Annotated in this window: 13 protein-coding genes and 3 pseudogenes; 9 read left to right on the forward strand and 7 right to left on the reverse strand. The window is 57.9% G+C overall.

The window, feature by feature from the left end; translation table 11 throughout:
• Positions 1–6: 6 nt before the first annotated feature.
• Entirely contained in the window at positions 7–777 is a 771-nt protein-coding gene (locus tag ML_RS09820) for an alpha/beta fold hydrolase (protein ID WP_010908616.1), read from the reverse strand.
• 125 nt (positions 778–902) lie between these two features.
• Between ML_RS09820 and mhuD the strand changes: the two genes are divergently transcribed.
• Entirely contained in the window at positions 903–1,220 is a 318-nt protein-coding gene (gene mhuD / locus ML_RS09825; RefSeq protein WP_010908617.1) for a mycobilin-forming heme oxygenase MhuD, read from the forward strand.
• Positions 1,183–2,559: a Cpe/LpqF family protein gene (locus ML_RS09830; protein ID WP_231846598.1), complete on the forward strand. Its 1,377-nt coding sequence runs from the start codon at positions 1,183–1,185 to the stop codon at positions 2,557–2,559. Before mhuD ends, ML_RS09830 begins: the two co-directional genes overlap by 38 nt.
• Before the next feature lie 77 nt (positions 2,560–2,636).
• Here ML_RS09830 and ML_RS09835 read toward each other — a convergent pair whose 3' ends face one another.
• The 6 genes and pseudogenes from ML_RS09835 to ML_RS09870 form a co-directional block, all read right to left on the reverse strand.
• Positions 2,637–2,912, reverse strand: coding sequence for a histidine phosphatase family protein (locus ML_RS09835; RefSeq protein ID WP_145985199.1), 276 nt, complete (start codon positions 2,910–2,912; stop codon positions 2,637–2,639).
• 980 nt (positions 2,913–3,892) lie between these two features.
• Positions 3,893–4,080: pseudogene (locus tag ML_RS09845) on the reverse strand (CbtB domain-containing protein).
• Between the two features lie 1,340 nt (positions 4,081–5,420).
• Positions 5,421–6,454: pseudogene (locus tag ML_RS09855) on the reverse strand (glutamate--cysteine ligase); the annotation flags it as partial.
• 16 nt (positions 6,455–6,470) lie between these two features.
• Positions 6,471–7,193: a superoxide dismutase[Cu-Zn] gene (sodC, locus tag ML_RS09860; RefSeq protein ID WP_010908619.1), complete on the reverse strand. Its 723-nt coding sequence runs from the start codon at positions 7,191–7,193 to the stop codon at positions 6,471–6,473.
• Between the two features lie 64 nt (positions 7,194–7,257).
• On the reverse strand, positions 7,258–7,740 hold the full coding sequence (locus tag ML_RS09865) for a LytR C-terminal domain-containing protein (RefSeq protein ID WP_041323879.1): 483 nt from the start codon (positions 7,738–7,740) through the stop codon (positions 7,258–7,260).
• A gap of 51 nt (positions 7,741–7,791) precedes the next feature.
• Complete coding sequence (locus tag ML_RS09870) at positions 7,792–8,100, reverse strand: DUF3263 domain-containing protein (RefSeq protein WP_010908621.1); 309 nt, start codon at positions 8,098–8,100, stop codon at positions 7,792–7,794.
• Positions 8,101–8,314: 214 nt separating this feature from the next.
• Between ML_RS09870 and ML_RS09875 the strand changes: the two genes are divergently transcribed.
• From ML_RS09875 to ML_RS09895, 7 genes and pseudogenes are all read left to right on the forward strand, one after another.
• The gene (locus ML_RS09875) at positions 8,315–8,908 is read left to right on the forward strand and encodes a peptide deformylase (RefSeq protein ID WP_010908623.1); all 594 of its coding nucleotides are present in this window, start codon (positions 8,315–8,317) and stop codon (positions 8,906–8,908) included.
• Positions 8,909–8,915: 7 nt separating this feature from the next.
• Entirely contained in the window at positions 8,916–9,227 is a 312-nt protein-coding gene (locus ML_RS09880; protein WP_049769833.1) for a hypothetical protein, read from the forward strand.
• A complete protein-coding gene (locus tag ML_RS19905) occupies positions 9,199–9,390 on the forward strand; it encodes a GNAT family N-acetyltransferase, cg3035/Rv0428c family (protein WP_420872436.1) in 192 nt (63 codons plus the stop codon). The genes ML_RS09880 and ML_RS19905 overlap by 29 nt, the downstream gene beginning before the upstream one ends.
• A gap of 43 nt (positions 9,391–9,433) precedes the next feature.
• Positions 9,434–10,260: pseudogene (locus ML_RS19355) on the forward strand (exodeoxyribonuclease III).
• Between the two features lie 230 nt (positions 10,261–10,490).
• On the forward strand, positions 10,491–10,934 hold the full coding sequence (locus tag ML_RS09885) for a hypothetical protein (RefSeq protein WP_041323880.1): 444 nt from the start codon (positions 10,491–10,493) through the stop codon (positions 10,932–10,934).
• Positions 10,935–11,055: 121 nt separating this feature from the next.
• Positions 11,056–11,340 (forward strand): hypothetical protein, encoded by a 285-nt coding sequence (locus ML_RS09890; RefSeq protein WP_145985200.1) that lies wholly within the window; start codon positions 11,056–11,058, stop codon positions 11,338–11,340.
• A 900-nt stretch (positions 11,341–12,240) separates the two neighbouring features.
• Entirely contained in the window at positions 12,241–12,480 is a 240-nt protein-coding gene (locus ML_RS09895; RefSeq protein WP_049769836.1) for a hypothetical protein, read from the forward strand.
• Positions 12,481–13,258: the final 778 nt, after the last annotated feature.

A 13,258-nucleotide genomic window follows, 5' to 3' on the forward strand; every position in this document is an offset into this window, starting at 1 on the left:
ACTTTATCAATCACGCCCAGCGCAGCCCGCTAAGAAAGACACGACAGCCTGCCGATATACCTGCGTCGCTTCATCGTGAATCAGATGACCGGCTTCGGGGACATACAAGTAGGTTGTTCGACAAGCTGTTTTGGTCATGGCGAGCATCTGGCCGTGCGGCGTTACTGAGGTACCCGCCTCGATCAGCAACACTGGCGACCGCACGGCAAGCCAGTGTTCCCAGTAGTCGCGGGTACCCCATTCAGCGGCGATTTCGATCCATCGTGAGGTGTGACCGTGCAGCTGCCAACCGGTGGAGGTACGGTCAAAGGCATCCAGAAAGTACTGACCGGCTACCGGCCCGAATTCATCGAATACCTTTTCAACAGAGTCAAATTCAACCGGAATCCCACGCAACCAAGGCTCCCAAGGACCGGTGCTGCAGCCACGAAAATCTGGCGCCATATCCTCGACCACCAGGGCCGAAACTAAATCCGGGCGCTCAGCGGCCAGACACCATGAGTGCATAGCACCCATCGAATGTCCGACCAGCCTGGCCGGCACTCCCAACGTGCTCACAGCATCTGCCAGATCGGTCACGAAACGTTCGGTACTGATCGGGTATGGATCGACAACGTTACGGCCCCGGTGCCACGGCGCGTCGTAGGTGTAAACGGTGCCCAGCTGGCTGAGCCACGGCAGCTGACGCGACCAGGTGTTGCCCCGGCCCATCAGACCGTGGACCAAGATCAGTGGTTTGCCGCGTCCGCCGCGGAGGGTCAATAGATTGGTGGACACACAACAATCTTGCCGGGACTAGTCCTCGAGCAAAACAGGCTTGTCCCGGATTGCTCGCCTGCTACCGAGGGCCGCCGAGTCAGCCCGCATCGTCCACCCAGCGCAGGCCGCGGTAGCCTAGCTGAATGCCAGTGGTGAAGATCAATGCAATCGAGGTATCCACCGATGTTGGCCTCGAACTGGAAAGGCGGTTCGCCCACCGCGCGCATGCGGTCGAGAACTCTCCCGGCTTTCTCGGCTTTCAGCTGCTCCGCCCAATCAAAGGCGAAAACCGCTACTTCGTGGTGACACACTGGGAGTCCGATGAAGCATTCCAGGCGTGGGCGAACGGTCCCGCTATCGAAGCCCATGCTGGTCACAGCGCCAACCCGGTGGCGGCTGGTTCGTCGCTGCTGGAATTCGAGGTTGTACTGGACGTTGCCACAACCAGCCAGACGAACTAACCAGCGCCCCCCACGGCACCGCACAGTGGCGTTGGCCGCCACCGCCGCTCTGGTCGTTACTATGGCGCCAGGTTGCGCCCATTCCGCTTCCCCGTATGCGAACACCGCGGATCCAGGGCTGCGGATCGACACCAGGACTCCTCCCGGTGTGCGTGCCCAGCAGATCATCGACATGCTTAACTCGGACTGGCCTATCGGCCTGGTCGGAGTTCGCACCTTCGCGTCGCATGACATGGTGGAAATAGTTAAAACCACCTTGGAAGAGCTGTGGTGGGATCGTCCCTTCACCCTCGAAGGTGTAGACATCGGCGCTAGCGTCGCAACGCTGCACCTCATTTCCTCCTACGGCGCACAACAGGACATCCGAATTCACACCGACGGCAATAGCTGGGTTGACCGGTTCGACCTCAATACACAGCCACCGTCGATTACCTCGTGGTACGACATCGATGCCGCGTTAAGCAAAACTGGCGCCCGCTACTCGTATCAGGTTGCCAAGGTCGATAACGGTCGATGCGATCCGGTGCAGGGCACCAATACCGCCGAATCCCTACCTTTGGCATCGATTTTCAAGTTATATGTGCTGCACGCCCTGGCGTATGCGGTCCGCAATGGTACGGTGTCCTGGGATGATCAGCTAACCGTTACCGACAAGAGCAGAGCTGTGGGCTCTTCCGGTTTGGAATTGCCTATTGGAGAACATGTTTCGGTTCGTACTGCCGCCGAGAAAATGATCGCAACTAGCGACAACATGGCCACCGACCTGCTCATTGGGAAGATGGGTACGCATGCCGTCGAGGAAGCGCTCGTCACAGCCGGCCATCACGATCCAGCGAGCATGACTCCGTTCCCCACAATGTACGAGTTATTCTCAGTGGGCTGGGGTCAACCAGATCTACGCAGCCAATGGAAACAGGCATCCCAGCAACTGCGCGCCCAACTGCTGCAGCAGGCGAATTCCACTCCTTACCAACCGGATCCAACCCGCGCTCACACCCCGGCTTCCAATTACGGTGCTGAATGGTACGGAAGCGCCGAAGACATCTGTCGAATCCACGCGGCGCTGCAAGCAGACGCCATCGGCCAAGCCGCACCTGTCAGACAGATCCTATCCGCCGTCGCGGGTATCCAGCTAGATCGCAGCAAATGGCCGTATATCGGGGCGAAAGCCGGCGGCCTACCGGGTGACCTAACCTTTAGCTGGTACGCCGTCGACAAGACACAACAATCTTGGGTAGTCAGCTTTCAGCTGAACTGGCCACGCGACCATGGACCGACCGTGACCAGCTGGATGCTCCAGCTCGCCAAACAGGTGTTCGCACTGTTTGCACCACGATAACATACGCTTTCAACCGTCCCCGTGGTAAGGCATGACGGCGCAGTTGACCGGAGCGACATCGATACACTTTAATCGTTTCAGGTGAGTGAAAGAGGCCGACAGAACCCATCCGAATCACCGCTGGGTGTGTCATCATCACCGTTGTTAATATATTCCAGGTCAACGTCTCCAAATATACCTTCTAACCGGTCAATCAGGTTGACAATCGACTCACCACCATGCGGCGCCTGAACTGGATCGGTCAGCCACACCGTTAGGTTGTCGGGCCTGATGTACTCAATGGCCTGCTCATGGCACCGGCCGTAATCAAGATCGGCCAGCCGTGGCTCCGCGCTGACGTGTAGATTTAGCACTTACGCGATTCATGATACGCTGATAAGGTCTGGCACCGCGGTAGGCCAGGTTAGCATAACATTTGATGTCCATGGCTTTACATATCGCGAACAGCTTCGGTCTGGCGGAGTTGAGCGGTTCATCGACAGGAAACCTTCCGGCGGTCACGGCATCCTTCATCGCGTGCGACACCAACGTCAGCCGGACGACCTCGCACACCCCGCAATAATCGATACCTGTCCGTTCACGAACCGCGACTGTCGGCGAGCGCCCGGTGAGTGTCGCGACGACTAAGCCAGTAGTCACCCACAACACCAGTTGCGTAACTAATGCAAGCTAATCTGACCTCATAGAGAAACCTCGGAAAGAAAACCAGGATAGACAATCGCACCCGAGGCGTTTCTCATCGGTTCAGGTATCTCGTAAAGAGTTGGGCAATAGCACAAACACCCCGGCGATCATCGATATATGCGCTCCTACCACAAACAGCCTGGCGTTCCATGACCCAACTCTTCCGGTGAACCGCCGGGGCCAGCCATACCTCGGCGACAGCAAGCCCCACCAAGATCAGTGCCGCAACCAGATACCATCCAGTTCACGTACCGAGATTGTGTCCGCTTGACCTAAAGTCGTAGAAGTAGCCGAATATTTCATGAACGGTACAGGTATACTACGACGAAAATCACGTCGCTAACAGCATAGAAAATAGCTAGCTTCCAGGGTTTTACGCGCAATTTTTGGTACAGAGATACACCCCGCATATCAGGCAGAACAGCACAGCCAAAGTGCACCCATCGCGACACCGAAAACCAACATACCGAAACCAATCCTGTATTCTCCTGCACAATAGCGAGTAAACAACTCAACGCCATGCTCATACACACCTGGGCCCGCTCAGCGAACTCGACCCCGGTCGTGTTAATAGAAATGCCAATAAGGCGTCGACCGCATACACCAGCAAACCGCAGGCGATAAGACACTTCTCCACGCTGCCGCCAGGTCAGTGGCAGAGGAATCCGAACAGATGCCTTGCGTTGTGCACAAGCTCGTGCACATGTGAGTCGCTTCCAAACAGCGACACCACACCTTAATCCAGACCAACGAAATACAGCGCGAATAACGCTAGGAAGGCGACGCCGCCAACCAGAGCACCGCATTCGCTGTCGACAAATCAACCGATCCGGACATGCGTGCCAGTTGTCGGAAAATTGGCCACAGTTCACTTCTTCTCAGGATCTCGCATCACGCCTGGGTGTTCATGACGGGCATAGGGTTTGACTTTAAACAGTGGCCCGACCGTTCTGGAATCGCACCAGGATTCTGGTATCCATCAACAAACACTGGACAACATTCGTTAATTTAAATCGTGAGCCGTTGCGAGCAGGTAGGCTGGGGCCCCGGAGGCACCCAGGCTGCCCGTCAAACCTGGGAGACCTAGAGCGCCGTAGCTGGCTTGAATCTTGACTGCCGTTAGGCCCGAATCCACCCACGCCACCGCTGCCGTACAACAACCCCCCGGCCCCACCGGACTGGTCCACACCGTTAACAGTCACCTCAGTGGGTGTGTTCAACCACATCCAGCAAGGCCTGCTAAGCGCTAGCTACCTCATTCATGAGTTTTATAACGAAACACCGCCGGCGTCGCACTCAGCGCCTAACACCCTGGCTCGTGTACCGTAACGTTACCACGACGTTCGCCAACACTTCATCGGCACCATCGGCTAACACACACTGGTGGTCGAGGCCAGCGACCGGTTGCTCTATGTCCGACACGCAGTACTGGTGCTGTGTTGTGGGTGTTTCATAGGTGGTGGGTGAAATGGCTGTTTTTGCGTTTTATGACTGGCCGATATGTTCGGTAGTCGTGGGGGGCAGCCCGGAATCCTGTTGACGTGTTTTGCTGTGTTGCGGGGTTTTTGTTGGTGGGTGGCTGACTGCCTGCTTTCGATGAGGCTTCGTGTGCTTTGCCGCAGTGGACACGATTAGCGCGGCGCACGTAAGCATGTCGGTGGTGGATGCTGCTTGGTCTACATGTTGATGATGCCAGGGGCTGGGCACCTGGGCTGTGCTGAAGGCGATATCGATGCAGGCGTGAGTGTGAGGATAGTTGTTAGCGCCGCGGGGTAGGGGCGTTTTAGTGTGCATGTCATGGCCTTGAGGTGTCGGCGTGGTCAATGTGGCCGCACCTGAACAGGCACGTCCCCGTGCACGGTATAACTATTCGCACCTGATGTTATCCCTTGCACCATTTCTGCCGCTGGTATCGGTGTCGGCGGCTTGTTGACCGGCCCTCAGCCAGCAAGCAGGCATGCCGCCGGGTGCAGCAGTATCGTGTTAGTGAACAGTGCATCGATGATCCGGCCGTCGGCGGCACATACGGCAACCTTCTAGCGCAGATCAACCACCCACACCCCACCAGCCCACCACAACACCACCACCCAAGGCCTCAATCACCCCAACAATGCCCCGTCCGATGCTGACTCGCACGGTGATTGACATATTCTTCGGCGACCCCGACGGTGTCGCTAGTATGAAGCACCGTAGCAGGACATGTCGGAGACCGCCGCCAGCTTCTCGACACAATGCAGCGCTTTTGCGACCGGCTCTAGTCGGGTCAGGACACCAGCAAGGTCCTCGATAAGCAGTCGCTCGTTACCATCAGCGTCCAAGATGACCACCGCGTCTAACCCATAGCAGGCAGCGCACCACTTATTTTCCTGGACATGCCAGGGCGACATTGTCGACAGCGCCTCGCCAGCATCTGGCCTGCGCTCTAGATCGACAACAAGGCAATACGTCAACGCGCCCAGCTCACGCAGGTTGGAAAGACAGTCGCAAATTCTCACCTCCAGAGTGTCCAGATGCAGCTATGGTTTTACATCCCAAAGGATTTCGTCGATATGGTTGATGATTCCGATCTTTTTCTAATCGTAGACAAAACCTTCGAATTCCGCCCACGTCTGAACGTGAAACGGAAGCACGGCGGTGGGCAAGTGCTGAAACATCATTGCCAGATTGCTGGCATAGCCGGTGTCTTCGCTACCCCACCAAGGTCACCAAGGTGAGAACACCGACAACGCCAACAAGTGCGGATAGTAGTTGAGCAACGCCGTCATGATGGGCATCACCTTGTTAGCCAACGTAATACCGACATGTAGGTGCACCCCCAGATCGGCATCTGGCGGCCCCACCACTGAGTGCACTTTATTAGCTCAGCATAGCACGACATGTCAGTGAGCTTCTGGGCTAGATAACTGGGCAAATGGTTTTGTGGCCAGCGCAGAACAATTCCATGCCGCGATCCCGGACAATCTCTTAGGCGGGGCGCAAGGTGTTGTGCAGATCCTCTATCGCCGCTGCGGAACATCCACAAATACCGCTAACAATTTCGACGGTGTTACGCAGCAATTCCTTGTGCACGCGCGGGTTTTCGCCAATCTCGATAATGACCGCTGTGGCGTCGTTGCTAAAGTCCCGGGTCTGCGCATCGACGAGCGCAAACTCCGACTCCACACTAATAGTCGGCCGCGGTGAGCGGACCGAAGTCGATATGGGCACGCATCCTGTTGACCGGTGAGCTAGTCGGCGCCGATGACACCGCACGCTACCCGTTTGCCGGCGTCACCAGTGCTGATCGTCGTCGCGTCGGGACCCGGTGTGCCGTTGACCTGGCTGTAGCGCTCCGGCGGAATGTTGCCGAAGTTGTCGGCACCTGCGTGAATGATGATGGCGGTTTTCTGGCCGGCTAGTAGATCATTCATGGTGAACGCGTCCGTGGTGGTCACCAGCGTCCCGATACCGTCTTTACGCACTTGAAGTGAGGTAAGATTGCCGCTGGCAGGCTCGACGGTGTGTCCAGGCACCTGGAAATGCCCGCCGGCGGATAAGAAGTCGCCGGGCGCGCCACCGGTTGGCCCGGCTGAGCTGGGCTCACATTTACCCACCTTGTGAATGTGCACTCCGTGGAATCCCGGAGCCAGATGACCTACGCCGGTCGTCGCGATCGTGATGGTGGCAAATCCGTTGTTGAACTCGAACTTCGCCGTAGCGACCTGGGTGCCGTCGGGAGCATTCAGACGAGTGATTATGTTCGGTGGCCCCATCGATTCGGCCTCGGCACCCAACATTCCTGACGGCGCGGGTGATCCAGTCCAAACCGTTGGAGTGGTACCCGGCAAGGTCGCTGGGGGTTGGTTCTGGATACACGCGCTCAACAGTGCGACGCAGGCGGCCACAAACGACAGGGACAGCGCTGACCTGGTAACGGCAGCGACATTGCGGTGACCGGCGAGTTTAGACATAGCGAGAGCCTAGCCTGGCGTTCCCGACATTGGCAGCGGGCCGCAAGAGCCCCTCAATAAGGTCTCAGCTCGTCACCAAGACGATGACACCCGGCGGCTGGTTGGTGATTGCAGCAATTCGCGGCTCAACAGGTGCTCCTAATTTCTGACCCACTGCGTCAGCGGTGGCGTACTCTCCCTCGGCATCCGAGTAGTACACCGTGGTGGCCGAGACGTCAGACACCACCAGGTTATCGACCTCGGTGACTTTGAAACCGGCGGTGGTGAGCTGGTCGCGAGTGCGCGCAGCGATACCCTCTTTCGAAGAGATATTGTACACGCGGACCTCCGCCTGGTTCGCCGCAGAGGTGCTGCTTGTCGAAGTGGCCGCCGGGGTGGTAGGGGTATTGGGCATGCTCGACATCGGCAACGCCGAGTAATCATCAGAGTTTCCGGATGAACCCAGAGCCTGCCACCCGAGCAGCAGGAAAATGACACCAAGAAACAACAGCACCATAACCATAGCCCGCAGGGGAAGACCCGAAGAATCGGGGACACACTTATTCACCAAGCCCACTGTATCCACCAATAGGTTAAAACCTGCAAAACCACAGGGCTGTCAGGTTACCTCGAAGCCGAGACGACGCGCTGCACGCGCCTTTTGACGGCTAGCTCGCAATCGGCGTAGCCGCTTCACTAGCATAGGGTCAACAGCAAGCGCCTCGGGGCGATCGACCAACGCATTGAGCACTTGATAGTAGCGCGTCGCTGACATTGAGAACAACTCTTTGATAGCTTCTTCCTTGACGCCGGCAAATTTCCACCACTGACGTTCGAACGCAAGGATGTCATGCTCGCGACGGGTGAGCCCATCGACGATCTCAACGTCGTCTCCCGCTCGATGTGCCCGCGCCATGGCGCCGTCCATATCGTTTCCCTGGACCTTTCCCGCGGATTCTCAAATTGCTTGATGACTCTTGACCCACATAAAGGCATGTCTCGGCGCACATTTAATCATGCCGGCAAGTATTAGCACGTAACCCAGACCCGCGAGTCGGCCAACTTGCTTGGAATGTTCGAACAGATCGTCCGCCACCGCCGCTATGCGATTGCCATGGTCGGCGGGCTTAAGCTAGCCGACCATGGCAATCGCACCCATTCGCATTGTGGGAGATCCAGTCTTACACACACCGACGGCACCGGTGCAAGTCGCCGCTGACGGTTCGCTACCAGCGAACCTTAACGGATTGATCTCCACAATGTATGACACGATGGACGCCGCCCACGGGGTCGGCCTGGCCGCTAACCAGATCGGGTACGGACTACGGGTGTTCGTCTACGACTGCGCCGAGGACTGTAGACAGACCGCCCGCCGGCGCGGTGTGGTCATCAACCCGATCTTGGAAACTTCCGAGATACCCGAAACAATGCCCGACCCGGATACCGACAACGAAGGTTGCTTATCGGTTCCGGGAGAGTCATTTCCTATAGGGCGTGCACAGTGGGCACGTGTTACTGGCCTCGACGCCGATGGCAACCCGGTTACTACCGAAGGCACCGGCCTGTTTGCACGGATGCTGCAACACGAAACCGGGCACCTGGACGGTTTTCTGTACCTGGACTATCTCATTGGCCGACACGCTCGCAGCGCCAAGCGAGCCATCAAGTCACGCCACTGGGGCGTTCCCGGACTATCGTGGATGCCGGGCGAGGTGCCCGACCCATTCGGTCCCTAATGGTCTCGTGACCGAACCCCGAAACCAGGGTAACGGGCCCGGTACCGTCCGTCCTGCCGGTGCGGTCCCATCGCTGACCGGTGCCGTAAGACACTTCCTGGCGATCGATCCAGTAGTGCGGATCGAGGGATCCAAGACAGGCGCGGTCGTCAAGTGCGCACCGGCTGAGGCGGCCGGCACTGAGAGTACTGACCGACTCACCGGTACACACCGCACAGTTCCAGTGCCTTGGGCACGGAGCGGCCGCGAGTTGGCCGAGCGTCGAATAAACTTGGTCCGACGGCTGGCTGCTGCAGACCGGATACAGAGCCACATTTGACGCCAATTTAGCAATGCCACTAAACATTTTAGCTTATACTGCTGCGATTCCAGCAACTCTCAAGTGGTCCCGCAGCCGCGTCCAGACACCACTGCCAGCTATCCCCGATCGCTTGCTACCAGTGTCCGTCGACGTGTTCACGCAGTCATCCACTGCGAACTAGTGTTCGGCACCCATCCAAGTGTTGCTGTCGCAGCGTAAAGCCTATGCTCGACACACCTGACGGCACCCTACGTCTGGCCACCTGTAACATAAATTCAGTTAGCACCCGTCTGGATCGCATCATCAGCTGGCTGATATGCGCCGACGTCGACGTAATGGCCATGCAGGAGACAAAGTGCTCCGATAGCCAGGTCCTCTCTTGCTGCTGTACAAACTTGGCGACGAGAGCGCCCACATCGGCTGCAACCAGTGGAATCGCTTCGCGATAGCCTCTCGCATCATCCTCGATGACGTACAGATCGGTTTCGACGGCCAGCCCAGCTGAAGTAGCTAAACTAGAAGCGGACGTTACCACGGAAACTGGCAGCACTTGCGCCGGCGTGCGCGTGTTGAGTCTATATTTGTCTAACGGCCACACGCTAGACAACCCCCATCAGACCATACAAGCTAGATCGGGTTGCCACGTTCAATAATACAAAACGAAGACTGGCTACGCTACAATTCTGCCGCGCAGATCACAGCTGGTCGATGACTAGAATGTCGCTCCGACCGACAAAGCTATCTGGAGCACCGAAGTCTTTACCTGTTGCACCCAAATGTCTCCGAGCCGGAACGCAAAGCGTTTCAATGCCATCGTCGATACGCTATTCATCGACGTGGTATGAACCTCCATCGCAGTACCCGGCTTCTACAACTACTGGGACTACACCCGACTGCGGTTCCCCAAGAAGCGGAGTATGCATATCGACTTCATTATTCTTCCTAGCCAACGTTAGCTAGCCGGGTGACTGACGTGCAGATCGACCGCAAGGAGCGCAAGAGCAAGGCGCCCAGTAGACCACGACCGGTCCTCGTCGATCTAAAGCACTGACCTGACGCGTGTGCAACGCGGTTCGCCGAACGCAACGTTGACCGCGCAGCAGGGTAGCCACCAAAAATTGCATCCAGCTGCTCGTTGTCTGCGCGTTTGCAACATGGCAGGCTTTCGATTGTCAGATGCGTATAACAATTTGCATTGTTGCTGTTCACTGTGCGTTCAACGGGCATACAACCGTTGCCACGGAGGTTTGCAACGAGAGCGACTGAGACCAGGGAGTGATCATGAGCGTCGTAGGCGGGGCAGTCCGCGGCGTGGGTAGAGGTCTAGGTAAAGCGGTAAGTCGTGCGGCCATAGCAACCACAGCAGCCGCGGGCGCGGTGGGTGGTGCCGCGGTGAATAGCATTGTCGGCGGTGTAACGGGAGCCGCGGAGGGTGTTAAACGTGGAATCAGAACAGGCAGGCACTCGACATCAACAGCCGCGTTAGTCCTGGGCGCGCTTGGCGTTGCCGGATTGGTCGAGTGGCCTATACTGTTGGCTGTCGGCGGCGGTGCGTTGTTATTGAGCAAAATGCGCCCAATACCGGACCCGGCTGCACCGGAAGCAAAAGCTAAACTCAAGCCAGTACCCACCAACTCGACGCAACGCAAGAGTACCAGCAAACCGGCGGCCAAGAAAACGACTCGCCGCCGCACGGCCACCACTGAACTGCAGGGCACCAATTGATCAGTACCTTCAACTAGAACTGAGTAACCGTTGAGCATTGGTGCATCGATACGACGGTCTTTGCCGGTGTGCCTTGTCGCAGCCGGTGTTCCAGGTAACCACCACGCTTGCCGATGACTCAATGACCACTGCGACAGCGGTCGTCGGAACGCTGGTGAAGTACCGCACTCTACCAGAGATAATACTCTATCCGGCGCTGTTTCTTGGTGCGGCAAGAACCGTTCCTGGGTCAAAGTACGCAGCCTTAAACGACACTGGCAACGATGAACTCGGCCGGGTCGTGCTCCAAGTAGTGCAAGCCCAAACTGGTGTCACGTCGGCCAACTTGAACTATCTGCTGTCGTGTATCCTCGTCGGCATCGGCTATCCCGCCATTTCAGCACGCCCTGTGCCGTGTGGTCGATAACGCCGAAAAGCACAGCCACCCAAGCTAAGATGCAAGAAATCCGCCGTCGCTTACGGCGAGCCTGCCTAGTAACAGCTTAGTATTGGCTGCCAGAGCCATTGACAATAGGCACCACCGCTGCCGAGTTAGGTGTCACACTCACCGGCCAAGCGTTACGCTGGCCGGGATTGCCGCTGAGTATCCTGGTGAACGGGGTCACCGTGGACTACCAACCCCGGATATACCCGATTGTTTGGAAACGGCGTCGGCCAGGACAATACTGGGGTCTGGCCGTTGCCACCCCGGAAACTGTCACATTGCTATGGGCATCCTGGACGACGGATGCAGCTGATACAGACACTGTACGGTTTCCGAGGCGCCAGCTTGACGTCGCTCGACCATTTCAGCCGCCGGCACGTCCTGTGTCGTTACCTCGGAGCCCACTCGAACACACCGCCGATCGGCTCGCAGTCATACAAGCCTTCGTCGCCGAGTTGATTGACAAACCGCTACCGGCAAGGTCAAGTTGGCCGGCACAGCGGCGTTGGTGGCCATGCCCAAGGCCTGCTGGATGTCGCGTGCCGTAAGGCGTTCACCGCCACGCTGGGGCAAAGCTTAGCCTGGCCAGCACTCGGGACTGTATATCTTTTCATTCTGCCTAGGGGTCTAAATCGGCTGGACCGGGTCTACGCGATCGTCGTCATAGATCCGCGGTGTTATACACCGATTCGTTACGAGTGGCGCACAGATCCGCGGTGTCGACGATGAACGGTCCACGGCCTGTAACGTGCCCAGATCATGCCAGCTAAAGATAGCCTTCGTCCGTCATCCGGGCTAACACCGGGTGCCCGGAGTATCAGCCAGCCGGATGCGGAAGTGTAGGCGCTGTTCCGCCCCAACCTCCAGCCGTTAGCCACTGCGGTGATCGCCGAGGCGCAGCGCGCTGAGGCAGAGTTGGTCTCCGCCGATGTCGACACGCTGGAAGAGCTGCGCGCAGCCTTCGACGACATCCGACCTCTCAATGACGAAGCAGACAGCTCCATCGACAAAGCCCCTCGCCAGCGTGGTAGCAACCCTGCAGCAGGCGGGCCGCACGGTGGCAGTGGTGTCCGTGACGGGCACCCAAGTGATGGCGTCAGCCGGACATGGCGTTGGGCGTGATGGCAACACTCAGATCGCATTCGCGACCCTAGTGTAACCGACGTCACGCTGGCCAATCTAGCAGGCGTCTGGCGGATGCTGCACACACTTACAGCAACCCGTGCTGCAAGCCGGCGCGGAATCAAGATATCCACCAACGCAACAGCTTTGAACTACAAATGATACTGGCGGGCGGCCACAACCGGAGGTCAGGAACCGTTGTCACGGTAACAGTGGCAGATGTGTTGTCAAGGTACCTGCTAGCCCGTAAGGTGGTTGGCGCAGCCACTCCACACCCGGCACCTGTCTACGAGTAGCACACGATGTCAGTCGAACAGATCCGCAAGATGTGCTTCCGCTTGGTGGCCCGCACTCTTGCGACCGCAAAGCGTGGCGCGCAGTCGACCGAGCCGCCCAGGCATGCGAGTCTGACAATTCTTAAGAGCCGTCCGTGCAGAGTTGTCGGATCCGCTGACTCCCATTCTGGCCCTCGGCTCAGTGGCCAGCGCGATCGTGATGCTAGGTTCGCCGATAGACGCCGGTTATGGCCAGTTCGATCCTGACCCGGAAACTCTATTCTCGCGACCAGCTCAGCGGTTGCGCGCCAAAAGCCGGCTCAACCGCTGGGTTGGCTGCCCCAGATGCCGCCGGCTAGAAAAGCCTGCAGGACCGGGTCCCTACTGGCCTAGCCGGTGTTACACCGATGTCATAGCCGAACAACTGTGCCCCGGGCGATGTCATCGAAGTCTAGCCCCACGAGGTGATACCCACCGATGCCCGAACGATTCAAAGAGGTCGA

This window comes from Mycobacterium leprae TN (assembly GCF_000195855.1).
Lineage (GTDB): Bacteria > Actinomycetota > Actinomycetes > Mycobacteriales > Mycobacteriaceae > Mycobacterium > Mycobacterium leprae.

What these genes read in the sequence shown, in the direction of transcription:
- mhuD (WP_010908617.1), top strand. Translation starts at nt 903, where the DNA reads ATGCCAGTGGTGAAGATCAATGCAATCGAGGTATCCACCGATGTTGGC.
- ML_RS09890 (WP_145985200.1), top strand. Translation starts at nt 11,056, where the DNA reads ATGACCACTGCGACAGCGGTCGTCGGAACGCTGGTGAAGTACCGCACT.
- ML_RS09885 (WP_041323880.1), top strand. Translation starts at nt 10,491, where the DNA reads ATGAGCGTCGTAGGCGGGGCAGTCCGCGGCGTGGGTAGAGGTCTAGGT.
- sodC (WP_010908619.1), bottom strand. Translation starts at nt 7,193, where the DNA reads ATGTCTAAACTCGCCGGTCACCGCAATGTCGCTGCCGTTACCAGGTCA.
- ML_RS09870 (WP_010908621.1), bottom strand. Translation starts at nt 8,100, where the DNA reads ATGGACGGCGCCATGGCGCGGGCACATCGAGCGGGAGACGACGTTGAG.
- ML_RS09875 (WP_010908623.1), top strand. Translation starts at nt 8,315, where the DNA reads ATGGCAATCGCACCCATTCGCATTGTGGGAGATCCAGTCTTACACACA.